Origin of the sequence: Bosea sp. NBC_00550 (assembly GCF_026020075.1) — a bacterium.
Lineage (GTDB): Bacteria > Pseudomonadota > Alphaproteobacteria > Rhizobiales > Beijerinckiaceae > Allobosea.
Window position 1 is genome coordinate 1844895 of record NZ_CP102772.1, and the last position, 25756, is coordinate 1870650.

At 66.2% G+C, this 25756-nt stretch carries 25 protein-coding genes; 14 read left to right on the forward strand and 11 right to left on the reverse strand.

Annotated elements, in window-relative coordinates:
- Positions 1 to 35: 35 nt before the first annotated feature.
- The 6 genes from NWE53_RS08805 to NWE53_RS08830 form a co-directional block, all read right to left on the reverse strand.
- Entirely contained in the window at positions 36 to 707 is a 672-nt protein-coding gene (locus NWE53_RS08805; RefSeq protein WP_265054850.1) for a class I SAM-dependent methyltransferase, read from the reverse strand.
- Between the two features lie 63 nt (positions 708 to 770).
- Positions 771 to 1349 (reverse strand): RBBP9/YdeN family alpha/beta hydrolase, encoded by a 579-nt coding sequence (locus tag NWE53_RS08810; protein ID WP_265053949.1) that lies wholly within the window; start codon positions 1347 to 1349, stop codon positions 771 to 773.
- A 39-nt stretch (positions 1350 to 1388) separates the two neighbouring features.
- Positions 1389 to 2696 (reverse strand): adenylosuccinate lyase, encoded by a 1308-nt coding sequence (gene purB, locus NWE53_RS08815; RefSeq protein ID WP_265053950.1) that lies wholly within the window; start codon positions 2694 to 2696, stop codon positions 1389 to 1391.
- A 143-nt stretch (positions 2697 to 2839) separates the two neighbouring features.
- Positions 2840 to 3523, reverse strand: coding sequence for a ribulose-phosphate 3-epimerase (rpe, locus tag NWE53_RS08820; protein WP_265053951.1), 684 nt, complete (start codon positions 3521 to 3523; stop codon positions 2840 to 2842).
- Positions 3524 to 3559: 36 nt separating this feature from the next.
- Positions 3560 to 4243, reverse strand: a complete 684-nt coding sequence (locus tag NWE53_RS08825) for a glutathione S-transferase family protein (RefSeq protein ID WP_265053952.1) — start codon at positions 4241 to 4243, stop codon at positions 3560 to 3562.
- Positions 4244 to 4287: 44 nt separating this feature from the next.
- Positions 4288 to 5259, reverse strand: coding sequence for a hypothetical protein (locus tag NWE53_RS08830; RefSeq protein ID WP_265053953.1), 972 nt, complete (start codon positions 5257 to 5259; stop codon positions 4288 to 4290).
- 264 nt (positions 5260 to 5523) lie between these two features.
- On the opposite strand from NWE53_RS08830, the gene NWE53_RS08835 reads away from it, so the two are divergent.
- The 3 genes from NWE53_RS08835 (at position 5524) to NWE53_RS08845 (ending at position 9119) form a co-directional block, all read left to right on the forward strand.
- Positions 5524 to 6774 carry an NAD(P)/FAD-dependent oxidoreductase gene (locus NWE53_RS08835; RefSeq protein ID WP_265053954.1) on the forward strand — a complete coding sequence of 417 codons (1251 nt, stop codon included), beginning with the start codon at positions 5524 to 5526 and terminating at the stop codon, positions 6772 to 6774.
- Between the two features lie 197 nt (positions 6775 to 6971).
- Positions 6972 to 8111 (forward strand): dipeptidase, encoded by a 1140-nt coding sequence (locus tag NWE53_RS08840; RefSeq protein WP_265053955.1) that lies wholly within the window; start codon positions 6972 to 6974, stop codon positions 8109 to 8111.
- Positions 8112 to 8291: 180 nt separating this feature from the next.
- The gene (locus NWE53_RS08845) at positions 8292 to 9119 is read left to right on the forward strand and encodes an RNA methyltransferase (protein ID WP_265053956.1); all 828 of its coding nucleotides are present in this window, start codon (positions 8292 to 8294) and stop codon (positions 9117 to 9119) included.
- Between the two features lie 57 nt (positions 9120 to 9176).
- Here NWE53_RS08845 and NWE53_RS08850 read toward each other — a convergent pair whose 3' ends face one another.
- On the reverse strand, positions 9177 to 11459 hold the full coding sequence (locus NWE53_RS08850) for a TonB-dependent hemoglobin/transferrin/lactoferrin family receptor (protein WP_265053957.1): 2283 nt from the start codon (positions 11457 to 11459) through the stop codon (positions 9177 to 9179).
- A gap of 362 nt (positions 11460 to 11821) precedes the next feature.
- On the opposite strand from NWE53_RS08850, the gene NWE53_RS08855 reads away from it, so the two are divergent.
- The gene (locus NWE53_RS08855; protein ID WP_265053958.1) at positions 11822 to 13099 is read left to right on the forward strand and encodes a flavin monoamine oxidase family protein; all 1278 of its coding nucleotides are present in this window, start codon (positions 11822 to 11824) and stop codon (positions 13097 to 13099) included.
- An 18-nt stretch (positions 13100 to 13117) separates the two neighbouring features.
- On the opposite strand, the gene NWE53_RS08860 is transcribed toward NWE53_RS08855, so the two are convergent.
- Positions 13118 to 14044, reverse strand: coding sequence for a bifunctional helix-turn-helix transcriptional regulator/GNAT family N-acetyltransferase (locus NWE53_RS08860; protein ID WP_265053959.1), 927 nt, complete (start codon positions 14042 to 14044; stop codon positions 13118 to 13120).
- Between the two features lie 136 nt (positions 14045 to 14180).
- Between NWE53_RS08860 and murI the strand changes: the two genes are divergently transcribed.
- On the forward strand, positions 14181 to 15041 hold the full coding sequence (gene murI, locus NWE53_RS08865) for a glutamate racemase (RefSeq protein WP_265053960.1): 861 nt from the start codon (positions 14181 to 14183) through the stop codon (positions 15039 to 15041).
- 214 nt (positions 15042 to 15255) lie between these two features.
- Positions 15256 to 15873, forward strand: a complete 618-nt coding sequence (gene rpsD / locus NWE53_RS08870; protein ID WP_265053961.1) for a 30S ribosomal protein S4 — start codon at positions 15256 to 15258, stop codon at positions 15871 to 15873.
- Positions 15874 to 16347: 474 nt separating this feature from the next.
- Here rpsD and NWE53_RS08875 read toward each other — a convergent pair whose 3' ends face one another.
- Positions 16348 to 16500 (reverse strand): hypothetical protein, encoded by a 153-nt coding sequence (locus NWE53_RS08875; RefSeq protein ID WP_265053962.1) that lies wholly within the window; start codon positions 16498 to 16500, stop codon positions 16348 to 16350.
- 201 nt (positions 16501 to 16701) lie between these two features.
- Here NWE53_RS08875 and NWE53_RS08880 point away from each other — a divergent pair, with 201 nt between their 5' ends.
- Positions 16702 to 16944: a hypothetical protein gene (locus NWE53_RS08880; RefSeq protein ID WP_265053963.1), complete on the forward strand. Its 243-nt coding sequence runs from the start codon at positions 16702 to 16704 to the stop codon at positions 16942 to 16944.
- A 333-nt stretch (positions 16945 to 17277) separates the two neighbouring features.
- Here NWE53_RS08880 and NWE53_RS08885 read toward each other — a convergent pair whose 3' ends face one another.
- Positions 17278 to 17895 (reverse strand): Spy/CpxP family protein refolding chaperone, encoded by a 618-nt coding sequence (locus NWE53_RS08885; protein WP_265053964.1) that lies wholly within the window; start codon positions 17893 to 17895, stop codon positions 17278 to 17280.
- Positions 17896 to 18068: 173 nt separating this feature from the next.
- Between NWE53_RS08885 and NWE53_RS08890 the strand changes: the two genes are divergently transcribed.
- A complete protein-coding gene (locus tag NWE53_RS08890; protein WP_265053965.1) occupies positions 18069 to 19067 on the forward strand; it encodes a P1 family peptidase in 999 nt (332 codons plus the stop codon).
- Between the two features lie 4 nt (positions 19068 to 19071).
- Here NWE53_RS08890 and NWE53_RS08895 read toward each other — a convergent pair whose 3' ends face one another.
- On the reverse strand, positions 19072 to 19335 hold the full coding sequence (locus NWE53_RS08895) for a hypothetical protein (protein ID WP_265053966.1): 264 nt from the start codon (positions 19333 to 19335) through the stop codon (positions 19072 to 19074).
- A gap of 29 nt (positions 19336 to 19364) precedes the next feature.
- On the opposite strand from NWE53_RS08895, the gene NWE53_RS08900 reads away from it, so the two are divergent.
- The 6 genes from NWE53_RS08900 to dksA all read left to right on the forward strand — a co-directional run bounded on the left by NWE53_RS08900 (position 19365) and on the right by dksA (position 25405).
- Positions 19365 to 20153, forward strand: coding sequence for an ATP12 family chaperone protein (locus tag NWE53_RS08900; protein WP_265053967.1), 789 nt, complete (start codon positions 19365 to 19367; stop codon positions 20151 to 20153).
- Positions 20154 to 20219: 66 nt separating this feature from the next.
- Positions 20220 to 20606, forward strand: a complete 387-nt coding sequence (locus tag NWE53_RS08905; RefSeq protein ID WP_265053968.1) for a DUF1801 domain-containing protein — start codon at positions 20220 to 20222, stop codon at positions 20604 to 20606.
- A gap of 96 nt (positions 20607 to 20702) precedes the next feature.
- A complete protein-coding gene (locus NWE53_RS08910) occupies positions 20703 to 22232 on the forward strand; it encodes an acyl-CoA carboxylase subunit beta (protein ID WP_265053969.1) in 1530 nt (509 codons plus the stop codon).
- A 187-nt stretch (positions 22233 to 22419) separates the two neighbouring features.
- Complete coding sequence (locus tag NWE53_RS08915) at positions 22420 to 23793, forward strand: MBOAT family O-acyltransferase (RefSeq protein WP_265053970.1); 1374 nt, start codon at positions 22420 to 22422, stop codon at positions 23791 to 23793.
- On the forward strand, positions 23768 to 24799 hold the full coding sequence (locus tag NWE53_RS08920; RefSeq protein ID WP_265053971.1) for a hypothetical protein: 1032 nt from the start codon (positions 23768 to 23770) through the stop codon (positions 24797 to 24799). Before NWE53_RS08915 ends, NWE53_RS08920 begins: the two co-directional genes overlap by 26 nt.
- A gap of 183 nt (positions 24800 to 24982) precedes the next feature.
- Complete coding sequence (dksA, locus tag NWE53_RS08925) at positions 24983 to 25405, forward strand: RNA polymerase-binding protein DksA (RefSeq protein WP_265053972.1); 423 nt, start codon at positions 24983 to 24985, stop codon at positions 25403 to 25405.
- The last annotated feature ends 351 nt before the right edge of the window (positions 25406 to 25756 follow it).

Below are 25756 nucleotides of genomic sequence, written 5' to 3' on the forward strand. Positions count from 1 at the left end.
TCCGGTCTTTGGATCCCGTCCGCGGAAACGGGCACTCAGGCGTACGCCACCCAGCCGCGGAACGCGAAGCCCGCATAGAACAAGCTGACATCCCCGAACCTCGCTTCGCGCAGAAGCTGCTCGTCATCTTCGGGAGAGAGGATCGGCAGGCGCGCGCCGATCATGGACCGCGCCTTCTGCGCCTGCGCTTGGTCGATGCCCGAAGCGGCCGCGAAGGCGGCATAGCGTGACAGCCAGAGGTCGCGATCACCCTCCCCTTGCGGAAAACTGAAATGCGCGACGGCCAAGGGCGCACCGGACTTGAGGCGCCGGCGGACCTCTCGAAGCGTGCGCAGGCGCTCCTCGCGTTCGACGAAGTGCAGGGTCAGGATGCAGGCCGCGCCATCGAACGGCCCCTCGGGCGCGATGTCGATCAGGCCGTGGTGCGAATCTGCGCGAGCAGCCAGTGGGCCGAGCGTCAGCCGCGCGAGATCCAGCATCTCGGCTGATGGATCGACACCGTCGAAGCGCCAACCGGGCCGGGCTTCGGCAAACACCTTGATCTCCAGGCCGCCGCCTGCGCCGAGCACCAGGATCCGCGCGTCATCCGGCGCCCGCTCCGCGAGGAGAAGCGTGACCATGCGCTGCAGATCGGCGAGACCGGGAACCAGGCGTGGCGGGCCTTCGGCATAGCGGGCGACGGCTTGCGGATCAGAGAATGCATCCATGCTCGAAGGGTCTCCGGTCCGGCGGCGCATCTCGCCGCTATTCGAGAAGGGGTGGCGGCGCTCCTACTGAATCCGTTTCTGCGGAACCACGCTCAAGCTCTTGAGAAAGCCCGCGAAACGCAGCAGGCCGTCCGGCCAGGGGCCATGCCCCGACTCACTGTTGAGATGGCCGCTGTCGCCGGCATCGACGAACTCCGAGCCCCAGGCTTCGGCCAATTCGCGAGCCTCGTCCGACGTGCAATAGGGATCGGTGGCGCTTGCGATCAACACCGAGGGGAACGGCAGCTTCTGGCGGCGATGCGCGATGAAATCCGGCCCCATGCCCGGAACCGCTCCCTTCGCCTTCTCCGAAGCCGGCGCGACCAGGAAGGCACCGGTGACCTCACCGGGATGTAGATGTTCAGCGGCAAAGGCGACTGCGCTGCAGCCGGCCGAATGCGCGACGAGCACGACCGGCCGCGTTGCGCTGCGGACGGCCTGGACGATCCGGTCGGCCCAGAGATGGCGGGAGGGCTTGTACCAGTCCGCCTGCTCGACGCGGCGCGCCGTCTTCAGGCGGGTTTCCCAGCGGCTTTGCCAGTGGTCGGGCCCGGAGCCCGACCAGCCAGGGATGATCAAGATATCGACGTCGGAGGATTTCATCAGGCGTAGATAGCCCCGCCGCCGCCGAAGTCCAGCCCGTCAGCTCTCGCCGAATACCCGGCGGAAGATCGTGTCGACATGCTTGAAGTGATAGCCTTCGTCGAACATCGCCTTGAGTTCGGAAGCTGCGAGCTTCTCCGCCACGTCCTTGTCGGCGAGCAGATTGGTCAGGAAGTCCTCGCCATGCTCCCAGGTGCGCATCGCGTTGCGCTGGACCATGGAATAGGAATCCTCGCGGCTGGCCCCGGCCTGCGTCAAGGCGAGCAGCACGCGCTGCGAATTGTGCAGGCCGCCGAGCCGGTCGAGGTTCTTGCGCATGTTCTGCGGATAGACCAGCAGCTTGTCGACGACGCCGGTCAGCCGCGCCAGCGCGAAGTCGAGCGTCACCGTCGCATCGGGGCCGATCATACGCTCGACTGACGAGTGCGAGATGTCGCGCTCGTGCCAGAGGGCGACGTTCTCCAGCGCCGGCGTGACCATGCCGCGCACGAGGCGCGATAGCCCGGTCAGATTCTCGGTCAGCACGGGATTGCGCTTGTGCGGCATCGCCGAGGACCCCTTCTGGCCCGGCGAGAAATACTCCTCGGCCTCGTAGACCTCGGTGCGCTGCAGATGCCGGATCTCGGTCGCCAGGCGCTCGATGCAGGAAGCGACGACGCCGAGCGTCGCGAAATACATCGCATGCCGGTCGCGCGGGATCACCTGCGTCGAGACGGGCTCGACGGTCAGGCCCATCTTCGCGGCGACGTACTCCTCCACGCTCGGATCGATATTGGCGAAGGTGCCGACAGCGCCCGAAATCGCGCAGGTCGCGATCTCCGCCCGCGCCGCGACGAGGCGGGCGCGGCAGCGATCGAACTCGGCATAGGCCTGGGCGAGCTTCAGCCCGAAGGTGACCGGCTCGGCATGGATGCCGTGCGAGCGGCCGATGGTCGGCGTCAGCTTGTGCTCGAAGGCGCGGCGCCTGATCGCGGCGAGCAGCGCATCGACATCGGCGATCAGGATATCGGTGGCCCGCGCGAGCTGGACCGACAACGTCGTGTCGAGGATGTCCGACGAGGTCATGCCCTGATGGACGAAGCGCGCCTCCGGCCCGACGATCTCGGCCAGATGCGTCAGGAAGGCGATGACGTCATGCTTGGTGACGCGTTCGATCTCGTCGATGCGCGCAACGTCGAAGACGGCATCCCTGGCCTTGGCCCAGATCGTCGCGGCAGCCTCCTTTGGCACCACGCCGAGCTCGGCCAGCCGGTCGGTGGCATGCGCCTCGATCTCGAACCAGATGCGGAAACGGGTCTGCGGCTCCCAGATGGCGACCATCTCGGGGCGGGAATAGCGCGGGATCATCGCAAGCCTTTCATACAATGCGCGCCGTCATCCCGGACAAGCCGCGAAGCGGCGCCGATCCGGATCCATCGAGGGGCGTCGCGCCCTATGATGGATTCCGGGTCTGCGCTTCGCTCCGCCCGGAATGACGGAGCCCTTTCAATTCAAACCCACGCGCCGCGCGCGGCTTCCGCCGCCTTGCGGATCGCTTCGATATTGCCGGCATAGGTCGAAGGCCCGCCCTTGAACACCGCGGAGCCGGCGACCAGCGTGTCGGCGCCGGCCTTCGCCACCAGCGGCGCGGTCTCGGGCGTCACGCCGCCGTCGATCTCCAGCGCGATCGGCCGGTCGCCGATCAACGCCTTCACCTGAGCGACCTTCTCGACCACGGAGCGGATGAAGCTCTGCCCGCCGAAGCCGGGATTGACTGTCATCAGCAGGATGAGGTCGACATCCCCGATCAGTGCCTCGGCCGCGCTCGCCGGCGTGCCGGGGTTGAGCACGATGCCGGCCTGCTTGCCCTGAGCCTTGATCGCCTGCAGCGTGCGGTGCGGATGCGGGCCCGCCTCGACATGGAAGGAGATCAGGTCTGCGCCCGCTTTGGCGAAGGCTTCGACATAGGGGTCGACGGGCGCGATCATGAGATGCACGTCGAAGAACTTTTTCGTATGCGGGCGGATCGCCTTCAGCACATCGGGGCCGAAAGTGATGTTGGGCACGAAATGCCCGTCCATCACGTCGCAATGGATCCAGTCGGCGCCGGCCTCGTCGATCGCGCGCACCTCTTCGCCCAGCTTGGCGAAATCGGCCGAGAGGATCGAAGGAGCGATACGGATGGAGCGCGTCATGGCCGGGGGTTTAGCGCCCCGGGACGCCTGCGGCAATCAGGCGGAGCGCAATTTCACCGGAAAGGACAGCCTTCTATCGGCTTCCGCGATCTCCGCCACGACTTGCGCGAAGGCCGGGCGTAGCTTCAGCCGCGCGAACCATCCGGCCAAGGCCTCGAAGCCGTCGAGCGAGGGGCCACCAAGACGGCGGACGAAAAGCACGCTCATGAACAGGGCGATATCCGCCAAAGAGAGCCGGCCGCCGAAGAATTCGCGGCCCGCCAGCTTCTGTTCCAGCACCTCGTAATGCCGCAGCAGCTCCTCCTCGGCGATCAGCGCATCGGCCTCTTGCGCGATGCGGCGGTCGCGGTCCGGCGATGGCGGCGCCGTGCGGTGCATCAGCGGCCTCAGCGCCTGGAACAGAATTTCGTCGCCATAGAGCTCATCGAGACGGCAGCGCGCCCGGTCGACGGGTGAGTCCGGCATCAGCTTCGGCTCGGGATAGGCTTCGTCGAGATACTCGTTGATCACCGTTGAATCGTAGAGCACGAGCCCGCAATCGCTGAGCACCGGCACCTGCCGCTTCGGATTGAGCGCCAGTACCTCGGGATGCCGTGGGTCGTACCCGGTCGTCTGGTTGAACGGCACCATGATGCGCTGGAAGGACAGGCCTTTTTCCTTCAACGCGATCTCGACCTTGCGCGAGAACAGGCTCAGCGGCCCGCAATGGAGTGTGATCATGGCGCGGCTCTCCTGCGACGTCCAAAGCCTCGCAGGGCCCCGCGTCAACGCCCGTCAGCAGCTTCCCGGCGCCGGATACGGGCCGCGACACCGCCCAGCAGCCAGGGCAGCAGGTAGATCGGGAACTGCGCCAGCGCGAAGAACAGAAAGGTCGTAGGCGAGACGCCGGCGCCGAGCGCCGCGACCAGCAGCCCCATGTTCCGCTGCCCGGTGCCATAGCCGATCATGAAGCGTTCGGACGCCGGCAGCCGCCGCAGCACCAGCCATGCCGACAGGAGCCCCGCCGCCGAGACCGCGAAGACGCAGGCCAGCACGAACAGGACGAGCCGGGGATTGTCGAGCGCGGCGCGCGTCACCCCATCCATCGCCGCGATGGCGAAGATGAAGTACATCAGCACCCCGAAGCCATCGAGATTGGCCTTCATCGCCCTGATCCGCTCGACGCCGAGCCAGGACCGCAGCGCGAAGGCGACGGCCATGCCGCCGCCGATGAAGATCAGCAGCCTGAGCGCCAGCACCCAGCGGTCGAGCGGCACAGCGGCCCCCGCGAGCAGTTCCACCAGCAGCGGCGCGACGATCGGACTCACGATCGTGGTGACGATGACGCTGGCGATGATCAGCGACGGCTCGAAGCCGTAGAGGATCGCGACAGCCGGCGACGACATGATCGGCGGCGCCGCGCCCATGATCGCCAGCCCGAGCACGATGCCCGGATCGAGATTTTCCCGCCCGACAATGAGCAGAGCCCCGCCGATGATCAGCACCGGCCCGGTGACGAGCCATAGGCAGGCCGCGGCGAGCTTGGCTGGGCGCCGTAGCAGCCGGGCGGTGACGCCGAGGTCGACCCGCATGAATACGACCGTGGTGAAACAGAAGATGGTGAAGGGCAGTACCGGGCGGGCCGCGGCGGAGAATTGCGGCAGGGCGAGCCCGAGAAAGATCGAGAGCGCGAACCCCTGGGTACCGTAGCGCCCGAGCCATGCGAGCGCGGCGGCGAGAAAGGCGGCAGGACGCATCGGCACGGCTCTGGAATCATTCGTGAAAGAGCCGCACACTGGCCCATGGCGGATGAAGCGTCACCTGCCTGCCAAGCGGGGCGGTTCTGCGTCGGCATAAAATTGCGCCTGAATCGACCAAAGACTGCCTGAGATCATCGACCGGAGCGAATTGGCGCAGAATTTGCGAAAGATTTGGCCATTCGACGCAAAATACGGTCGCGCCGCTGACAAGCCGCCGCAAACCGGTATTTTTGCAGGGAAAAGCGTTGGCAGGAGCAGGTCATGAAGGTGGATACGATCGTACTCGGCGCCGGGATCGTCGGCATTTCGGTCGCGCTTCACCTGCAGAAGGCCGGGCGCTCGACCCTGCTGGTCGACCGGCGGGGACCTGGCGAGGAGACCAGCTACGGCAATGCCGGCCTGATCCAGCGCGAGGGCGTCTACCCCTACGGCTTCCCGCACGATTTCGGCGCGCTCATCCGCTACGCGATGAACAACACCATCGATGCGCATTATCATTGGCAGGCCATCCCGAAGCTCGCGCCCTTCCTGTTCTCCTACTGGATGCATTCGCGCGCCTCCCACCATGAGGCGATCGCGCATAAATACGCGACGCTGATCGAGCATTGCGTCACCGAGCATGATGCGCTCGCGCAGGAAGCCGGCGCCACCGAACTCCTGCGCCGCAACGGCTGGATGAAGGTCTTCCGCACCGAGCAGCAGCGCGACGAGCGCCTTGCCGAGGCTGCCCGCTGGCACCGGGAGTTCGGCCTGAACTATCGGGCGCTCGACATGGCGGCGCTCAAGGCCGCGGAGCCGCATCTCGATCATTCCAGCCTAATCGGCGGCCTGCACTGGACCGACCCGACCACCGTCATCGATCCGCTGGGCCTCTCGAAGGCCTATGTCGCGCTCTTCGAGAAGCTCGGCGGCAAGCTCGCCATCGGCGATGCGACGACGCTGGTGCAGAACGGCACCGAATGGAACGTCACCCTCGCCGATGGCACCAAGGCACAGGCGAAGGACGTCGTCGTCGCGCTCGGCCCCTGGGCCGACATGCTGACCAACAAGCTCGGCTACCGGTTGCCGCTGGCGGTGAAGCGCGGCTACCACATGCACTACAAGCCTCAGGGCAACGCCGTGCTCAACCATCCGGTGCTCGACACCGAGCGCGGCTATTTCCTGGCCCCGATGCAGCAGGGCATCCGCTTGACCACGGGCGCGGAGTTCGCCGATCGCGACGCGCCCAAGACCCCGGTTCAGCTCGCCCGCGCCGAGCCCATCGCCAAGGCGCTGTTTCCGCTGGGCGAGCGCCTCGACGCCGAGCCCTGGCTCGGCCGCCGCCCCTGCACGCCGGACATGATGCCGATCATCGGCCCGGCACCGAAGCACAAGAACCTGTGGTTCTCCTTCGGCCACGCCCATCACGGCCTGACGCTGGCCGCCGTCACCGGCCGCATGATCGCCGAGATGGTGAGCGGCCAGAAGGTCTTCGTCGATCCGGCGCCGTTTGCGCCCGCGCGGTTCATTTAGCCAGTGCCGTCATTCTCGGGCCGCGCCTGCGCGGACCCGAGAATCTCTTCACGGAAAAAGCGCCCTCTCCTGCACGAGATGCTCGGGTCAAGCCCGAGCATGACGCCCGGCGGATAGCCGGTCTGCACTGAGCCCCCTCGCCTCGCTGCGCCCGGCCTGTCACGATCCGGCTCCCGATTCTTGACCGAGACCTCGCCATGGCCCTCGCCAAACCACCCGTCCAGGACAATGCCTATGCCGCCGCGCTCGCGCTGCTGGACCGGGTGCCGCTGATCGACGGCCATAACGACCTGCCTTATGTCATCCGCAAGGATGCCAGGGCGAAGGGCGACGTCGCCGCCTATGGCCTCGACAAGGTCCATGCCGAGGGCGACACCGATATCCCGCGCATGCAGGCCGGCAAGCTGGCCGCCCAGTTCTTCGCAGCCTATGTGCCGCCGAAGCAGGCCCGGCCCGCAGGTTTCGCGCTCGCCCAGATCGCGCTGATGCGCGACATCCTCAAGCGCCATGCCGATGTCTTCCGCCCCGGCCTGTCCGCGGCGGACGTCGAAGCCGCCAAGGCCGAGGGCCGGATCGCGCTGTTCATGACCATCGAGAACGGCACGGCGCTCGACAACGAGCTCGACGCGCTCGATGCCTATTACGATCTCGGCGTGCGGCTGATGACGCTCTGCCACAACGACACCACCGACTGGTGCGATTCCGCCACCGACGCCCCGCGCCACAACGGCCTGACCGCGTTCGGCAAGGACGTGCTGCGCCGGATGAACAAGCTGGGCATGGTCATCGATCTCGCCCATGTCGCGCCCCGCGTGATGCATGACGCGCTCGACGTCTCAAGCGCTCCGCTGGTCTGGTCGCACTCCAACGCCTTCTCGCTCTGCGACCATCCGCGCAACGTGCCCGACGACGTGCTCGATCGCGTCGCCGGCAATGGCGGCGTGGTCATGGCGACCTTCGTGCCGGACTTCATCAGCCAGGCCTCGCGCGACTGGCACCGTCCGGCCAAGGATCAATACGGCAAGACACCCGATGGCATGGACTACGCGAAGGTCGAAGCCGAGATCGCACGCAACACCGGCCCGCGCCCGAAGGCGACGCTGGTCGAGTACTGTGACCATGTCGAATACCTCGCCAAGCGCATCGGCCACGACCACATCGGCATCGGCTCGGATTTCTTCGGCTGGGTCAATCCGGACGGGCTCGAGGACACCACGACCTTCCCCTCAGCGATCGCCGAGCTGATCCGCCGCGGCTGGTCGGAGGAGAATCTCGCCAAGCTCGCGGGTGGCAACACGCTGCGGGTGCTGCGCGCGGTCGAGCAGGCGGCGGGCTGAACACCAAGTGTTGTCATGGTCGGGCTTGTCCCGACCATCCACGTCTTTTCTTGTCAGGCGCGGGGTTCAAGACGTGGATGCTCGCCACAAGGGCGAGCATGACGTATGAGCTTGCCCATCGCCCCCGACCGTCCTGAGCGCGATGCAAGCCTCAGCGCAAAGACAAGACCTGACCTCCCCATGACCGGTTCCGGCACCGACCGTACCCGCCCGGCCCTCCAGGGCCCCGCCCCCATCGTCATCCTGGTCGAGCCGCAGCTTGCCGAGAACATCGGCATGTGCGCCCGCGCCATGGCGAATTTCGGCCTGTCCGAGATGCGCCTTGTCGCCCCGCGCGACGGCTGGCCCAGCGGTGGCGGCCTCAAGAAGGGCGCGACGGCAGCGGCCTCCGGCGCGACGCATATCCTCGAGAACGCCCGCCTCTTCGCCAGCGCGGCCGAGGCCATCGCCGATCTCAACTACGTGCTCGCCACCACCGCCCGCGAACGCGGCCAGATGAAGCGCGTGCTGACGCCGGCCGAGGCGATGCCGGAGGTCGCGGAGCGCGTCAGTAGCGGCGAGCGCGTCGGCATCCTGTTCGGGCGCGAGCGCATCGGCCTGACCAACGAGGAGATCAGCTTCGCCGATGCGATCCTGACCTTCCCGGTCAACCCGGCCTTCGCCTCGCTCAACCTCGCACAGGCCGTGCTGCTGAACGGCTATGAGTGGTTCAAGACGACGGGCGGCGAACCGCCCTTCCGCGAGAACAACCCGTCCCCGCCCGCGAGCCGCGCCACGATCCTCTCGATGTTCGACTATCTCGAAGGCGAGCTCGACCTCAGCGGCTTCTTCCCGGCCGGCAAGAAGCCGGTCATGACCGCCAATCTGCGCGACATCCTGCACCGGCTCGACATGACCGAGCAGGAGGCCCGGACGTTGCGCGGCGTCTTCAAGTCGCTGGTCGAGGGGCCGAAGAAGGCGCGGCTCCTGGCGCGGCAAGCCGAGACGCCGGACCAGTCAGAAGAATAAAAAAAGCCGGCCCCGAAGGGCCGGCTTGTCTGGTCCGGGGGGTCTCGAAACGCCCGGTCAGAACTGATACTTCAACGTCGCCTTCACGGTGCGGCCCGGCTCGCTGTAATAGTCGCGGGCCTGCGCCAGCACCCCGGTCGGGACGTTGACCGCGTCGAAGTACTTGCGATCGAAGATATTGTAGACGCCGATCTGCAATTCAAGGTCCGCGATCTGCGGCATCGGGCGCCACCAGGCCGAGGCGTTGAAGATCGCGTAGCCCGGTGCCCGGAAGCCCTGAGCGCTACCCGTCGTCGCCGCGACGTCGTCACGCTTGCCGGCGAGTTTGGTCGAGACTTCGGCGCCCCAGTAATCCGTGCCGTAGGCAATCGCGACAATGCCCTGCACCGGCGGAATTGAGTTCAGGAAGGTGTTGTCGGTCTTGTTCACGCCGCGCGTATAGGCGAAGGAGCCACGCACCAGCCAATTCTGCGCGAAGGCGTACTGGCCGTTGATCTCCACGCCCTGGATCTCGGCGCGGGGAATGTTGCGGAAGCTGACGACGCCACCCTGTGGGTAGAGCGCGCTCAGCGGCTCGACCTGAAGCTGCTCGATGAAGTTGTGATACTTCGTGTAGAAGTACGTGATCGACCCGCCGAGCTGCTTGTCGCCGAGGCGGACGCCGACATCGATGCCGTTGCCCTCCTCCGGACGCAGATCCGGATTGCCCCTGCGCAGATAGGTGCCCGGCCCGCCGAAGCGGCCATATAGCTCATTGGCCGTCGGCGCACGGAAGGTCTTCGCCCACTGCGCGAAGAAGGTAACGTCCCTCACCCCGGGCGCGTTCTTGAGGATGTCGTATTCGAGGCGAACGCGCGGCGACCAGCCGGTATCGCTGGACGACGGCGGCAGAGCGGTCGGACGCGAGCCGCCGGCGAAGAAGGCCGGCGTGTTCTGCGGCACTTCCTCGTACCAGTCGAACCGGACGCCGGGCGTGATGCGCAGCCGGTTGTCGAGCATGCCGATCTCGTCATGCGCATAGATGCCGACAAGCTTGCCATCGACCTTCGGCTGGTCGGCCTGATTGGTGTGCAGGTTGTTGCAGGTCGTGAAAGCGCCGGTATAGAGGCCCGAGGGGGGCTTGGCTGGGCAGTTGTCAACGCCCGAGGAGAACTGCTCGAGCGTCGACATGCGCAGTTCGGTGCCGACCAACAGGCGATGCGACAGCGCGCCGGTCTGGAAATTCTTGATGACATGGCCGTTGAAGCCGTAGGCGTTCTCATCGTTCTCGTTGTCTCGCACATGCGGCCCGATGATGGTGGTGTAGCGCCAGGCATTGACGAGATCGTTGCGCTTGAGGCGCTGCCAGTAGGCAACGGCATGGGCCTCGTCGAAGAACGACCCGGGCACCTTGTAGTCATAGGTCAGCGAAACGCGGTTGCGCTCGACATCCTCGCCGGTCTGGTAGGAGCCGGGGCGGAAGTTGCCGGTCAGCGACACCGTGCTGGTGCGGGTCTGCACCCGGTCGGCGCGCTTGAAGAGCTCGCCCTGAATGCCGAAGCGGTGATCCCCGACCTGCTGGTAGAGCTTGGCGAGGAAATTGTACTGGTTGAAATCGGACGGGTTGGGAGCCGTGCGCGCTGCACCGATCGACTTGTTGGTGCCCTTGTTGTCGATCTCATGTCCGTCGCGGAAGCCGCCCTGCAGCAGGACGGAGGTGTTGCCCATCTTGGCCGCAGCCGCCGCACTACCGAACCACGCCCGGTCCGTGCTGTCGTAGCCGGTCTTGGCCAGCGCGCCATAGGAACGCCCGTTGCGGAGCAGGTCCTCGGGATCGAGCGTGCGCACTGCCAGCGCGCCACCGAGCGCGCCGCCGCCGAGCGTGCTGGCGCCGCTGCCGCCGCGTAGCAGGTCGAGCGTCGACAGCGAATCGAAATCGAAGGCGTTCTGCGCGCCACGATTGACGCGAGTATCGATGATGAAGGGTTGGCGGATGCCGTCGATGGTCGTCAGCACGCGCGCGCCATCAAGGCCGCGGATGTTGAGCGAATTGGTCTGGCGGTTGAAGGTGATGCCGGCTTCGACGCGGTTCGAGAGGTCCGTCAGGCTCTGGATCTGCTCGCGGTCCAGTTCCTGGCGTGTCGTGCGCGTCGTCGTGGGGCCGCTCAGCAGCGCGCCGCCGGGCACGCCCTCGCCCTGCACATTGATCTGGTCGAGCACGACCGGGGCATCGCCGACCAAAACCGGCGCTGGCGCCGCCTGGCGGGTCCGTTGCTGCGCCTCAGCGGATGAAGCCAGAAGCACCAATGCCAGGCTTCCAAGCGCCACGCCGCCGCGAAGCCGACCGGAAAGATACCCCATCGCCCGTATCCCGTCCTTGCCGCGCGGCGGTTGAGCCTGCGCAGCAATTTAAAATGAGTAAAAAGAAGACCCTATACGCTCGAATAAGGCCGATGGACCGATATTGATCGTAATGGATACTGTCAATTGTCGAGAAAGATTCGGTAAAACAATAGAGGCGTTCTAATAAAGAACTATTCCAATGTAGAACTGCATCGTTTCTTCCGGGCGACATCACGCATCGCTCCCGAGGTCGTGATCGCCGAAGTCATGCCTGCCGCCGCTCCGGCCATTGCAACGTCGCCGACAGCGCGCATTGTCCTGTCATGAATTCCCGCCACACCAGAACGACCCGCCGCAAGCTGCTGACCGGAGGCAGCGCCATGGCCGCCGCTTTCGCCATCTCCGGCCGCAGCTCTGCTGCGACGGATGCCGATATCGTCATCGTCGGCGCGGGTGCGGCGGGTATCGCGGCCGCCCAGGCGCTGCGCGCAGCGGGACGCAAACCGATCGTTCTGGAGGCGCGCGGCCGCGTCGGCGGGCGCGCCTTCACCGATAATTCGCTTGGACCGGCCTATGATGCCGGGGCGATGTTCATCCATTGGGCGGAGCGCAATCCGTGGGTCCAGATCGCCCGCGAGCTCCGCATCGAGACGGCGGAGGAGTCCTGGGGCGGTGGCTTCCGTGTCTTCGCCAACGGACGCCCCATGGCGGATGCCGATCGTCGCCGCCGACGCGATACCTTCAACCAGATCGACCGCCGGCTTGAGACTGTCGATCTCGCGGCACGCGATATGTCGATCGCGGAACTGCTCGGCGACCTCGGCCCCGACAGCGCTCCCGTTGCGGCATCTGGCTTGCTGCTTTCGATCGGTGAGGAATCCAGCCGGATTTCGGCCCGCGACTATCAACGCCTCTGGTCGGGCGACGATCTCGTCATTCCCTCCGGCTACGGCGATCTCGTCACCCGCTCAGCCGCCGGCCTGGATATCCGGCTGAACGAGCCCGTCGAAGCGATTCGCTGGGATGGCCCCTCCGTCACGGTGGCCTCTCGCTCCGGCGAATTGCGCGCCAATGGCTGCATCGTCACCGTGCCGGTCGGCGTCCTCAAGGCCGGCGCTATCCGCTTTACCCCGGAATTGCCCGCCGCGACCCGCGATGCTCTCACGGGCCTGCATATGGGCGCGCTGACCAAGATTGCGTTTCGGGTCGAGGGCGATCGTTTCGGCCTCACGCCGGGGGCGAGCCTGCTCGAGGCCGGAGCGCCCGAGCGCATGATGAATTTCGACATGTTCCCGGACGGCAAGGACATCGTCATCGGCTATTGCGGCGGCGACTATGCACGCAAGCTCTCCGAAGCCGGCACGCAGGAGGCGCGCGCCCATGTCGTCGACCTGCTCGCGACGATGGTCGGCGCCGATTTCCGCAAGGCGGTCAAGGCGGTGTCCTTTCCGGCCTGGTGGACCGACCCCTTCTCGCGGGGCTCCTATTCCGTCTGCGATCCCGGCCACGAGAACGCCCGGGAGGCGCTTGCCCAACCCATCGGCGGCCGGCTCGTCATTGCCGGCGAGGCGACTGCGGGCGGCGGCGCCATGACGGTCGGCGGCGCCACGCTGGCCGGCCGGGCTGCAGCAACGGCGCTCGCGCGGCTCAAGGCCTGACGACAGGGTTTCGTCCCTCTACAGGATCAGTTCCCAACTCTGCCCGACCAGATGCTGGCCGAAGGAATGGTGCGTTTCCTCGGCCACCAGCCGAAAGCCCTCCGCGAGATAGATCGCGCGCGCGGCATGGAGGATATCGTTGGTCCAGAGCACCATGCGCGTATAGCCCGCATCACGGGCGAAGCCGATCGCCTCGCGCACGAGCGTCTTGCCGAGCCCCAGCCCCTGCGCCCGCCTCTCAACCAGCACGAGCCTGAGCTTGGCCGTAGCCTCATCCTCCTGCACGACGAAGGCCGATCCGGCCGGCGCGCCACCCAGCTCGGCGATGAAGCAGCGCTCGCGCCCCGGCTTGAAATCACGCAGGAACTTGGCCGCGATCTCCGCGACGAGTGCCTCGAAACTCAGATCCCAGCCGTAGTCCTCGGCATAGAGCCGACCATGGGCAGAAATCACCCAGCCGATATCGCCAGCCCGATGCTCGCGGATGACGGGTTCTGAACGGGCTTGCGGCTCCGATGAGAGAAAGCCCTGCGTCGTGTCGAGTGCGTCGACCAGATTCGCCTGCTGCGAGGGGTCCAGCCAGGACAGGATCGCTCGTGCCTGCGTATCGGAAGCCTCATCCAGCGCAGCGAAGAACGCCCTGCCTTCCGCGGTCAGCCGCAACCGCCACGCCCGCCCGTCGGCCGATGATCGGCTGCGCTCGATCAAGCCCTGCGCCGCAAAGCGCTTCAGGATGCGCGAGAGATAGGCGGGGTCGAGATCGAGCGCCTTCGCCATCTCCGCCGCCTGCCAGTCGTCGCGCTTCGCCAGTTCATAGAGCACGCGTGCCTCGGTCAGCGGCACGCCGGAGCCGTGCAGACTGCTTCCGAGCGCGCCAACCCAGCGGGTGTGAAAGCGATTGAACCGGCGGATCGCCGCTACGGCAGCGTTTTCGATAGAGTCCATGGCTCACCTCCGCAGCCGGAATCAGCCAGCTTAGTGGACCAAGTCAACTAAATTCAGGACATCAATGCAGGGCATCGTTGACTCTCCTTTAACCGGTCTCTGGCGGAGTCGGATTTTGACGTCTCGCGGCGCTGACATGCAGGTCGATCTTCTCGCTGGAACGGAATACCGCCCCCTGGCGGTCCCGCGCCCCCAACCCACCATCCTCGTCTTCGATTCCGGGCTCGGCGGCCTCACCGTGCTGTCGCGGACGACGCAGGCCTGTCCCGGCGCGCATATCGTCTACGCTGCCGACGATGCCGGTTTTCCCTATGGCCGGCTCGGCGAGGATGAGCTCGTCACCCGCATCCTCGCGGTGATGGAGCGGCTCGTCGCCCGCTATCACCCCGATCTCGTCGTCATCGCCTGCAACACGGCTTCCACGCTCGTGCTGCCGGCACTGCGGGCGCGCTTCGCCATCCCCTTCGTCGGCACGGTGCCAGCGATCAAGCCCGCCGCGGCGGCAACGCGGAGCGGTATAATCTCTGTCCTCGCCACGCCCGGCACTGTCGCACGCGTCTATACCCGCGAGCTGACCGAGACCTATGCCGCTGCGTGCCATGTCACGCTCGTCGGCTCGACACGGCTTGCCGGCCTGGCCGAACAGGCGCTCCGGGGCGAACCCGTCGATGACGATGCCCTGCTCGCCGAGATCGCGCCGTGCTTCGTCGTGTCGGGCCGGGGCCGCACCGATGTCGTCACGCTGTCCTGCACCCACTACCCGCTCGTCCTGGAGCGGATGAAGCGGCTCGCGCCCTGGCCGGTCGAATGGATCGACCCCGCTCCGGCGATCGCGCGCCGCGTCGTTAATCTCCTCGGCCCCGTTGCCGAGGGCCCCTGCCCGGACGCAACCGCCGTCTTCACATCGGGCGCCGGGCTGAGCGGCCCGCTGCGGATCGCGCTTGCCGGCTATGGTCTGGCGCGCATCGCGATCGAGCCCGTGCCGCTGGCAAACTGAGCCCTCGGCACGGCCCTGCACCGGCCGCAGCACCCATTCGCGTTTGACAAATCAGCCGGCGCATGGTTCTAGAGCGCCGTCGCGCGGCTCCTGACGGGGCCGCGTGACTTTTTCCGCACCCGTGATCCACTCACTTCAGAGTCGGATCTGTCGCCCCGGAGACGGGGACAGGAGGGCGCGGTCCTCAACTCGCGAACCATAGAGGACACGCGATATGTCGAAGCGCCATGAGGCGAAGTACAAGATTGACCGCCGTCTCGGTCAGAACATCTGGGGCCGTCCGAAGTCCCCGGTCAACCGTCGTGAATACGGCCCCGGCCAGCATGGCCAGCGCCGCAAGGGCAAGCCGTCCGACTTCGGCACCCAGCTGCGCGCCAAGCAGAAGCTGAAGGGCTATTACGGCTCGATCTCCGAGAAGCAGTTCCGCCGCTACTACGCCGAGGCTATCCGCCTCAAGGGCGACTCGGGCGAGAACCTCGTCGGCCTGCTGGAGCGTCGTCTCGACGCGGTGATCTACCGCGCCAAGTTCGTGCCGACCGTCTTCGCCGCCCGCCAGTTCGTCAACCACGGCCACATCACCGTGAACGGCAAGCGCGTCAACATCGCTTCCTATCAGGTGAAGCCGGGCGACGTGATCGCGGTCAAGGACAGCTCGAAGCAGCTCGCCATCGTGATCGAGTCCGCCGGCCTCGCCGAGCGCGACGTACCTGATTACATCGACGCCGACCACACCAAGTCCTCGGCCACCTTCACCCGCACCCCGACCCTGTCGGACGTGCCCTACGCGGTGCAGATGGAACCGAACCTGGTCATCGAGTTCTACTCGCGCTGATCCGGCTGCGGCCTACCGGTCGCACATTGGCAGATTTTGGGGGATGGCAGGTTTCTGCCATCCCTTTTTTGTTGCGCATGATCCTGCTGTGTTCGACGCGGGACAGCCGCCTGTATCGAGCAACAGGCGCGGCCCTCCTCGCCTACCGATGCCGGGGAAGACCACGAGCGTAAATCTTGCTCCAAATGCTGAGATCGGAGCTCGTGGATATCTGCCCGGCCTTGTCGGCGCGCTGCTCGCTTCCCTGGCGACGCTACCGGTTGCTCAGGCCGAGATGCGGTTCCGCGGCAATGTCCGTATCGGCGGCCATGAAGTCTCGAACCGGACAGTCACGCTCAGGCGCCGGGCCGTCATTCATCTCTAAGATCGGGCACCAAGCGGCGCCGGCTGCATCTGGCGCTCGGATGACAGGGGCGGAAGGGTGAAGGCCTGTCGTCTGCGCCGGATCAGATGATCGCGATGATGGTGCTTCGCCTAGAGATGCGAGCCGACCTCGTCGCGGAAGAAATAGCAGCCCACGCCGACGCAACCGATCAGGATCGACAGCGCGTAGGGCCCGAAGAGGCACACGACAAAGACGGACCCGATGAAGGCTCGCATCGCCCATGCTAACCACGTCTGCTTCATGGCTAACCTCTCGCATCGCATTTGCTGACAAAGCGTAAACGGCGACCTGTGAATCCAACCTGAATGGATATGGTGAATTTCGGAAACCCCATTCAGATCCGTGCGTTAGCAAGTCCGGCGAAAGCAAGGCAGCTTCACGGCCCGCGTTTGCCTTCGGCGTGGGATGCCGTAGCGTCGTCCTCCCATCGAGAGGAGATTCGCATGAAAAGAGCCTTGCTCATCGCGTTCGTCCTGGGCTGCACCGCCGGCGCCGCTCAGGCACAGAGCTGCAACCTCCAGGCTTCCGACAAGAAGCTCGCCGGCGCGGCCAAGACCAGCTTCCTGACCAAATGCCAGAAGGACGCGACCGCATCCTGCGACAAGCAGGCGGCCGACAGGAAGCTGGCCGGCGCGGCCAAGGCGAGCTTCACCAAGAAATGCGTGACCGACACGGTCGGCGGCTGAGCCGCCTGAAAGGCCGCGAATAGCGGCATCGCATCTCGAACGGACAGGCAGTGACGGGTCCGGTAGTCCGCGGCGCCGCTCTCGTGGCGTGGCTCACCAACGGCAGGCGCGCCAGCCTGTCGACGACTTGGTCGCGTTCCTTGCGATGGGCCGCCTTGCTCATGAGCTTGGCGATGATCTCGCTCTCGTCAGGAACGGCGTAAACTGGAAGGCCTGGATAACGTACGGCTGCAGCTTCATGGCAGCGGCGATCGCATAGAGATGCGCCCCCGGGGCGAGCCGGGGGCGCGATGTCGTCAGGGTTCGGGATCGATCGCCGAATACCGGCGGGGTTTACTCGTCGTCGTCGGAGCCGCCCCGGTCGCGACGGTCGTCCCGGTCGCGCCAGCGGCGCGGCCCGCGATCATCCTCGTCATGCTGCCCGCCGCCGCGCATCTCGCGGAAGCGCTCCTGTCCTTCCGCCATGGCTTCGCGCACGGAGCGGCGGAGCACCGTCTTCTGCTCGTCGCTGAGCGTGGTCCAGAGCGGGCGAACCGCATCGGCCAGCTCCTTCGATCGGGCCGCGCGCTCGCTCTGCCGGCTAGCGGCTGCGTCGAGCCGCTCCATCAGATCGGCATGGCGCAGCTTCTCGCGCTCCTCCCGCATCGCCGTCCATTGCTGGACACGCTGCTCGCTGCGCTGTTTGACGAGCGCCTCGACCTTGTCGAAAGCTGCCGTCTGCTCGGGCTTGAGCTTGAGGTCCGTGCGCACCCTCGCCAGCCGCTCGTCGAGACGCGCCTTGGCGCGCTCGGCGCGGCGCTCACGCCATTCGGTCCGGCGCTGCTCGCGGGTCTCCGAGCGCTCCTGTTTCTGGTCGCCGCCTGCGGGCGGGACCGGTTGCGGCTGTGCCAGGGCGAAGGTGCCGGCCAGCATCGCGATCGACGACGCGGCGATGAGAGCGATTGGTTTCATGGGAATCTCCCTTGAGGCAGTCCAGTCGGTATGTCGCTCAGCGGGTCTCGAGGCCGATTGGCGATGGGGTCAGCCTGCCCCCCGCTGTCTGACCCGGCAATGGCCCGAAGATGAAAAGATCGTAATGTGAGGCCAACGCGCGCCGCGCGATTCGGTTCGCCATCGGACGTCCCATGCATAACCTCATCACCGATATCCGCGGCGTCCTCGTCGGCCATGCAGATGACGCAACGGCAGCGACCGGCGTGACCGCAGCCATATTCGAACGCCCGACGATCGCTTCCGCCGCCGTGCTAGGCGGCGCACCGGGCACCCGCGACACGGCGCTCCTCCTTCCCGAGATGACGGTCGAGCATGTCGACGCGATCGTGCTCTCCGGCGGATCGGCCTGGGGGCTGGGCGCGGCCGACGGCGTCATGAGCTGGCTGGCGCGCGAAGGACGGGGCTTTCCGGTGGGCGCCTTGCGCGTTCCGATCGTGCCGCAAGCCATCCTGTTCGACCTCATCAATGGCGGCGAGAAGCGCTGGGCGCGCGGCGAAGGCGAAACGCCCTATCGTGCGCTGGGCGCGCGCGCAGCCGCGGAAGCCTCCACCACCTTCGCGCTGGGCACGGCAGGCGCCGGCTTCGGCGCGACGACCGCCAATCTGAAGGGCGGCATCGGCTCGGCCAGCGCCCGCGCCGCAACCGGGCAGATCGTCGGCGCCCTCGTTGCCGTCAACGCCGTCGGCACTGCCACGATCGGCGACGGCCCGCATTTCTGGGCGGCTCCCTACGAACGCGGCGATGAATTCGGCGGGCTTGGCTGGCCGGCGACCATCACTCCGGCCGACACGGCTCTGCGCTTCAAGGGCGGCACCGGGCAGAATACGACGATCGCGCTGGTGGCGACCGACGCGGTGTTGACCAAGGCACAGGCGCGCCGCCTCGCCCTCGCGGCTCATGACGGCCTCGCCCGCGCCTTGCGTCCGGCCCACGCCCCGCTCGATGGCGACATCGTCTTCGCAGCGGCAACCGGCTACAGCGGCGCGCCATCCGATGCCTTTGCCCTGACCGAACTCTGCACCACCGCGGCCGATGTCCTGGCGCGCGCAATCGCTCGCGGCGTGCATGCGGCGACGGCCCTGCCCTTCCCCGGCGCCAAGCCGGCATGGCAGGATCGGTTCCGCAGCTGAGAGACTACAACCATCGCGAGCAATCCGGTTCACAGAGCTTGTCGAGTTTACGAAATCGCAAGCCTCCTCCCGCAACCAGGCGGCCGACGAGACGATCGCCGCGGCCGGCAACATCGACATCGTCAGCCGTGTCGCCGCCGAGACCGACGAAGCCGCCAGCCACATCGCCGACTCCGCCGACCAGCTCTCCCTTCAGTCGTCGCATCTCGACGCCAAGGTCGCGCAGTTCCTCGGACGCGTCCGCGCCGCCTGAAGCGCCCGGTTTCAAGCCCGGCGCGAATGCGCTATGGCGAGGCCATGTCCACAGACGATTTCCTCGCCCGCTTCGGCTCGCCCGGCGCCAGCCAGCCGGATCCCGTGGCGGCCGCCCAGCAGGCCATGCGCAACCCCCTGCCCGCGCGCTTCTACAAGGAAGCCGGCGTGCTCGAGCGCGACGGCCTGTTCCATGTCGCGCTCGACGGCAGAACCGCCCGCACGCCGGCCCGCAAGCCGCTGGCTGTCGGCTCCCGCGCTGTCGCCCAGGCCCTCGCAGCCGAGTGGGAGCAGCAGATCGAGCGGATCGACCCGGCCCGGATGCCCCTGACGCGCCTCGTCAATTCGGCGCTGGACGGTGTCGAGGATCAGCAGGAGGCCGTTCGGGCCGAGATCGTGCGCTATTCCGCATCCGATGCGCTCTGCTATCGCGCCGGCGAGCCAGAGGCGCTCGTCGCGCGGCAGGATGAAGTCTGGCAGCCCATCGTGAAGGGCGTCGAGGCGCTGATTGGCGGGCGCTTCATCCTGGCCGAAGGCGTTGTCTTCGCCGAGCAACCGGCCGAGACGCTCGCCGCCGTTACCCGGCAGGTCGAGAATATCCCAACGCCCGTCGCTCTGGCTGGCGCCCACAACGTCATGACCCTGACCGGCTCGACCATCGTTCTGCTCGCTCTCGCGAACGGGCTGATCGATGCCGAGGCTGCCTGGCAGGCGGCGCATCTCGACGAGGATTATCAGATCTCGGTCTGGGGCCAGGACGAGGAAGCGGCCGAGCGCCGCGCGATCCGCCGACGCGAATTCGATGCCGCAGTGCTGTTGTTGACGAAGGGTTGAGCTTTCGAACAGGCAGGGGTCGGATCATCGTTCGATCGCCCTGATGGAAAATTGAGAGGTGGCCATATGGCGATGGGTCCGGCCGCAACCTCACCCGACGGCTATGTCGCCGCGCTGGCGGGCTGGCAGCGCGCCCTCGTCGAGCATCTGCGGCAAGGCGTACTGGCCGCGGCCCCGGTCGAAGAGCGCATCAAATGGACCCATCTGGTCTATTTCGCCAACGGCCCCGTCCTGCTGATCCGCGCCGAGGCGAAGCGCGTGCTCTTCGGCTTCTGGCGCGGCAAGCGTCTGCAACAGATCGCGCCACAGCTGAAACCCGGCGGCAAATACGAGATGGCGACCTGGGAGCTGCACGAAGGCGATTCGATCGCGCCAGACACCATAGCCGCTCTGGTGACGGAAGCCGTCCGGCTGAACACCGAACTCGGTAACCCGGCGGAGCGATCGGCATGATGCCGCTCCGCGCTTGAGCAAATGTCGTAATGGACTCTGGCGGTCGCGCCGCTTAAGCCGGCTTCGAGACGCGATTTCCGCCCGGAGCTTGCCGCCATGAAGGACATCCTCGAACAGCTCGAAGACCGTCGCGCCGGCGCGCGATCGGGAGGCGGCGAACGGCGGATCGACGCGCAGCACAAGCGCGGCAAGCTGACGGCGCGCGAACGCATCGAGCTTCTGCTCGACAAGGACTCCTTCGAGGAGTTCGACATGTTCGTGCAGCATCGCTGCGTCGACTTCGGCATGGAAAAGGGCGAAAAGATACCCGGCGATGGCGTCGTCACCGGCTGGGGCACGGTCAATGGCCGCACCGTCTTCGTCTTCTCCAAGGACTTCACCGTCTTCGGCGGCTCGCTCTCCGAGACGCATGCCCAGAAGATCACCAAGATCCAGGACATGGCGCTGAAGATGCGCGCCCCGATCGTCGGCCTGTTCGATGCCGGCGGCGCCCGCATCCAGGAAGGCGTCGCGGCACTCGGCGGCTATGGCGAGGTCTTCAAGCGCAACGTCCAGGCCTCGGGCGTCATCCCGCAGATCTCCGTCATCATGGGGCCCTGCGCCGGCGGCGACGTCTATTCCCCCGCGATGACCGACTTCATCTTCATGGTCCGCGACACCAGCTACATGTTCGTGACCGGCCCGGAGGTGGTGAAGACCGTCACCAACGAGACCGTCACCTCCGAAGAGCTTGGCGGCGCCAAGGTTCATACCAGCAAGTCCTCGGTCGCCGACGGCTCCTTCGAGAACGACGTCGAGGCGCTCTTGCAGGTGCGCCGCCTGATCGACTTCCTGCCGGCCAACAACACCGTCGGGGTGCCGGAATGGCCGTCATTCGACGTGCCCGATCGCGTCGACATGAGCCTCGATACGCTCGTCCCGGACAACCCGAACAAGCCCTACGACATCAAGGAACTCATCCAGAAGACCGTCGACGAGGGCGATTTCTTCGAGATCCAGGAAGCCTACGCCAAGAACATCGTCACCGGCTTCGCGCGCATCGAGGGCCGCACCGTCGGCATCGTCGCCAACCAGCCGATGGTGCTGGCCGGCGTGCTCGACTCCGACGCCTCGCGCAAGGCGGCCCGCTTCGTGCGTTATTGCGACGCCTTCGAGATCCCGATCGTCACCTTCGTCGACGTTCCCGGCTTCCTGCCGGGCACGGCGCAGGAATATGGGGGGCTGATCAAGCATGGCGCCAAGCTGCTCTACGCCTACTCGGAATGCACCGTGCCGCTGGTGACGATCATCACCCGCAAGGCCTTCGGCGGCGCCTATGACGTGATGGCCTCCAAGCATATCGGCGCCGACGTCAACTACGCCTGGCCGACGGCCCAGATCGCGGTGATGGGCGCCAAGGGCGCGGTCGAGATCATCTTCCGCGGCGGCGACGCCGAGACCATCGCGCGCCAGACCAAGGAATATGAGGACCGCTTCATGTCCCCCTTCGTCGCGGCCGAGCGCGGCTATGTCGACGAGGTCATCATGCCGCACTCGACGCGACGCCGCGTTGCCCGCGCGCTCGCCATGCTCAGGACCAAGAACGTCGAGCGGCCCTGGCGCAAGCACGACAACATTCCGCTGTAAAATCACAGGGCGCGTCATGCTCGGGCATGACCCGAGCATCTCATGCCGAAAGAGGCTCAGGCATGAGTTTCTCGGGTCTGCGCTTCGCTCCGCCCGAGAGTGACGCCCCGGCGCATCGCCACCCGGGCATGACTCGCACCGGATAATGGTCTAAGGCGGCAGCCATCCTCTGATCTGCCCTGCCCGGATGCTGTTCAACTCCTTCGCTTTCCTGCTTGCCTTTCTGCCGCTGGCGCTCGCGCTGCACTGGCTGGCCGAGCGCTTTGCGCCGCGCTGGCGGCTGCCGGTTCTCGTCGTGCTGTCCTTCGCCTTCTACGGCTATTGGGACTGGCGCTTCCTGCCGTTGCTCGCCCTGTCCATCGGGCTGAACTGGCTGATCGCCGAGGCCTTCCAGAAGACGAAGTCGAGCGGGCTGATCACACTGGCGATCGTGCTGAACCTCGCCGTCCTCGCAGTGTTCAAGTACTTCAACTTCTTCGCCGATCTCGCTGGAATGATTCCGGGATTGCCGGCGCCGAAATTCGATATCGCGCTGCCGCTCGGCATCTCCTTCTTCACCTTCCACCACATCATGTACCTGACGGATCTCAGGTGCGGGCAGGCGCCGCGCTACGATATCGTCCGCTATGCCCTCTACATCGCCTTCTTCCCGCAGGTGCTCGCCGGCCCGCTCGTGCGCTGGCGAGAGATCATGCACCAGCTCGACGAGCGGCCCTATCAGCGCCCCGATGCTGCCGAGCGAATCGCACGCGGCCTGATGCTGCTGACCTTCGGCTTGGCCAAGAAGGTGCTGATCGGCGACCCGCTGGCCGAATACGCCAACCCGGTCTTCGCCGCTGCGGCAGCGGGCAAGGTCGTCAGCATGGCCGAGGCCTGGCAGGGAACGCTCGCCTTCACCTTCCAGATTTATTTCGACTTCTCCGGCTACACCGACATGGCGCTCGGTCTCGCTTTGCTCTTCGGCATCGTTCTGCCGCAGAACTTCGAGGCGCCCTATCGCTCGCCCAGCATCCAGGATTTCTGGCGGCGCTGGCACATGACGCTGTCGCGCTTCCTGCGCGACTATCTCTACATCCCGCTCGGCGGCTCGCGCAGCGGCCTTCCGACGCAGATCTGGGCGCTCTTCGCCACCATGGCCCTCGGTGGCCTCTGGCATGGCGCGGGCCTGACATTCGTGGCCTGGGGCGTGGCGCATGGGCTCGCGCTGATCGTCGCCCTGTTCTGGCGCCGGGCCGGGCTGCCGATGCCCGCCCTGCTCGGCTGGCTTCTGACCTTCGTCTTCGTGATGTTCTGCTGGGTGCTGTTTCGCGCTGCGAATTTCGACGCTGCGCTTACGATCTACAAGGGCCTGATCGGCCTCGCCCCGACAGGGACCGGCTTCAAATGGCGCGCCCTCATTCCGGCCGCTGCCTTCGCCATCATCGGCCCCACCGCCTGGAACCTCGTCCACAAGCTGCCGCCGGCGCGCTGGCTCGCCGTTCTGGCGGGGCTCCTGTTCGTCATCATCCTGCTGAAGATCGGCGAAGACGCCAATTATGAGTTCATCTACTTTCAGTTCTGAGCCGGCCGCCGCGCCCGCTCAGGCGGCGAGGTGGACGAGCTTCATTGCGACGCTGCTCGTGGCGGCAGCGCTGTTTTCGGTCGCGTTCCTGGCAGTCGCCTTCCTGCTCGACCCCTATGATTCCGGCCGCTCGCCGCTCAAGCTGAAGGAAGGCGTGCGCCCGCAAGGTCCACGCACGGCTCTAGCCAGCCGCGGCCGCGATCCGCAATTCACCGGCGCGATCTTCGGCAATTCGCACATCCAGATCGTCTCGCCGGATGAGTTGCGTATGCGAACCGGCATACCCTTCGTCTCGCTGATTGCGCCCGCCACGACGCCGAAGGAGGTTCTGGCGACGGTCGACTGGTTCCTGCGTCACCATCGTGCCCCCGCGGCAAAGGCGCTCGTGATCGGCATCGACAATTACTGGTGCACCGCGAACCCCGCCCTGCCCAATGAAAAGCCCTTCCCGTTCTGGCTGCTGAGCCGCGGCCTGCCGGACTATCTCGGCGGCTTGATGCGCTTCGATCTGCTCGAGGAGCTCTCGCGCCGGATCACCTATCTGACCTCGCGCAAGGCCGAACGCGCCCCGCCCGACGGATACTGGGATTACGAGGCGAACTACCGCGCGCTGGGCTACGACACCAACCCGGAGATTCGCGTCCGGCTCGAAAAGCGCCAGGAAACCGGCGGCAACAACACCGACGGCCCCTTTCCGGCCGCAGCCGCGCTGGAAAAGCTCATGAGCACGGCACCTGCCGAGACCGCGCTGATTCTGGTGCGACCACCCGCCTATGCCACGGCGCTGCCTCAGCCAAGCTCGCGCGATGCAGCGGCCGATGCCGCCTGCCGCACAGCTTTCGCCGATCTGGCGGCGCGACGCCCGCGCACGGCGCTCGTCGACTGGCGCGCCGACAGGCCTGAATTGCACGACCCGAATCTCTTCTTCGATCACACGCATTACCGCCAGCCGATCGCCCGGCTGGTCGAGGCGGAAATCGCCCGCGCCATCCAGGCGCTGAATTGAGGCGTATCCGGCCTGAAATCGGACTGGAACCGCCCTTTTGCCGGCGGAAATCACGAAGCGGTTGAAGTCATGTCGGAAGCGATTGTTCCGCTTGAAACGGATCGCTATAAGGACGCGAAATCGGCTCACCCTCCCGCGGCAAAGCCGAGGGGCGCGTGAGCGGACAACTCAGAGAGCGCGCCCATGTCGAAGCAGATCATCCTCGATGCGGATTATAAACCGAGCGATGACGAGCCGTTCATGAACGATCGTCAACGCGAGTATTTCCGCGGTAAGCTCCTCGCCTGGAAGGATGAGATCCTGAAGGAAGCGAAGGAGACCCTCGTCACGCTCCAGAGCGAGAGTGAGAATCACCCCGACATCGCCGACAGGGCTTCGTCCGAGACCGACCGCGCCATTGAGCTGCGCGCCCGCGACCGCCAGCGCAAGCTCATTGCCAAGATCGAAGCCGCCATCGCCCGGATCGATGACAATTCCTACGGCTATTGCGAGGAGACCGGCGAGCCGATCTCGCTGAAGCGCCTGGAAGCCCGTCCGATCGCCACGCTCTCGCTGGAAGCGCAGGAGCGCCACGAGCGCAACGAGCGCGTCTTCCGCGACGATTGAAGCGCACCGGCCGGCCGCTATCCGGAAAGCCCCACGCCTTAAGTCGTGGGGTTTTTTGTAGGAGAGGCATGAGCTTCGCCTCACCCCCCGTCTTTTCCCGAGAACAGCCGTTCTCGTTCGGGCACGACGGCCGGCTATCCCCAGACCACGCGTCCATCGCCTGACGAAGACATGCCATGAAATGCTCGAATGCGAGCGCGACCTCGTTCGAGCTAGGATGCGGCGCGTAAGACAGCGCCGCCTTGCGCGGCAGTGGCGCTGCTTTCAGCGGTATTCTCTTAGGGAAGCGCGGCGGCTCCTACTAGATTTTCCTCTTCCGGCTTTGCCTCCCTTGGCGTCAATCCGCTTTCT